The following is a 1,187-nucleotide window of genomic DNA, read 5'->3' as shown; positions in this document are numbered from 1 at the left end:
TTCTCCCCTGCTATCGCGTCGGTGAGATTGGCGGCAACGTCGGAGGCCACCAGTCCGGCCGGCGTCGCTTGTTCGGCGAAGTGCTCGTCGAGCTCCACCCGGGCGGTGCGGGAGAACAGCTGCGCGATCTGCGGGTTCCCCGCCTCACGAGCCTGGCGGGCATATCGGCTGTATTTCGCGAAGGCGAACGCCTCACCCTGCATGGCCGTGCGCAGGTTGGCCAGGGTCGCACCCGACGACTTCGCCGGTCCCGGCGTGATCGAAGTCGCGGTGACATCGGGCCCCGCCGGAACAACGGCGCCCGCGGGACCGGTGAGGGTCGCCAAGGCGATCGTGAAGTCGCGTGCGTGCGCTGCTTCATCGCCGGCGATCGCGGAGAACAGCTGCGCCGCCGCAACGTCACCCGCCGCTGTCGCCTGCGCGGCGAAGCCCGGGTACATGGTCGTCGATTCAGTGGATTCGCCGGCGATCGCGTCACGCAGATTCGCCGCGGTGTCACCACCCAGACCGACCAGATCAGCCTCGCGAGTGAAATGATCCGACAGCTCGGTCTGTGCCGCGGTGCGGAATTCCTGCGCTACCCGAGGCTCGCCGCTGTGCTGGGCCTGATCCGCATACGCCCGGTATTTCGCATGGGCGAATGCTTCCCCGTGCATCGCCGCCACCGCGTTGGTTCGGGTCGACTCGGCGGGAACGGACTGCGACTGCTGTGGCGACGCGGTTCGCTGTGGCGTACCCGAACACGCCACCACCGGCACCAGAAGCGCGGCACACATCGCTATCGTCAGTCGCGACTTATTGTGCATTTCTGCTCCCTTCGATCCCCCAGGGGTGGAACAAGACCCGGAAGTCCAGCAGCGTCGGATGATCAGCGCTTACGCGCGACCAGCGCACGCGCCGCGAGTCCGAAAAGCGCCCCCATCGCAGTCACCTCTCGCCCAGCAAACGGAGACAATTCCATCGTCGCCGCCACTCTGTTCGACGCCCGCAGGCCGAAGTCACCGATCAACGAGCCTTACGCCACGCCACGCGGTGACCTTGGACCCCGAGCGATGGCTAACCTCACACCCACCACCGCGAGTCTTCGGTACGGGTTTTCGAGGCCGCGCAGCATCACCCGCTCCCAGATCGGACTTTCCGGCGCCAATCCGTCCAGACCCAATTTGCGTCTGGGCGATATCGATCAA

General features: G+C 66.3%; 1 protein-coding gene. It reads right to left on the bottom strand.

Annotated elements, in window-relative coordinates:
• Window positions 1-806, bottom strand: an 806-nt coding sequence (locus ACGF5C_RS34870; RefSeq protein ID WP_393308699.1) for a ferritin family protein, incomplete at its 3' end; no start/stop codon positions are given.
• Between the last annotated feature and the right edge of the window lie 381 nt (window positions 807-1,187).

It is taken from the genome of Micromonospora sp. NPDC047620, from assembly GCF_043205005.1.
Lineage (GTDB): Bacteria > Actinomycetota > Actinomycetes > Mycobacteriales > Micromonosporaceae > Micromonospora.
The sequence above is the reverse complement of the archived record's forward strand: the minus strand, read 5'-3'. Positions and strand labels throughout refer to the sequence as shown.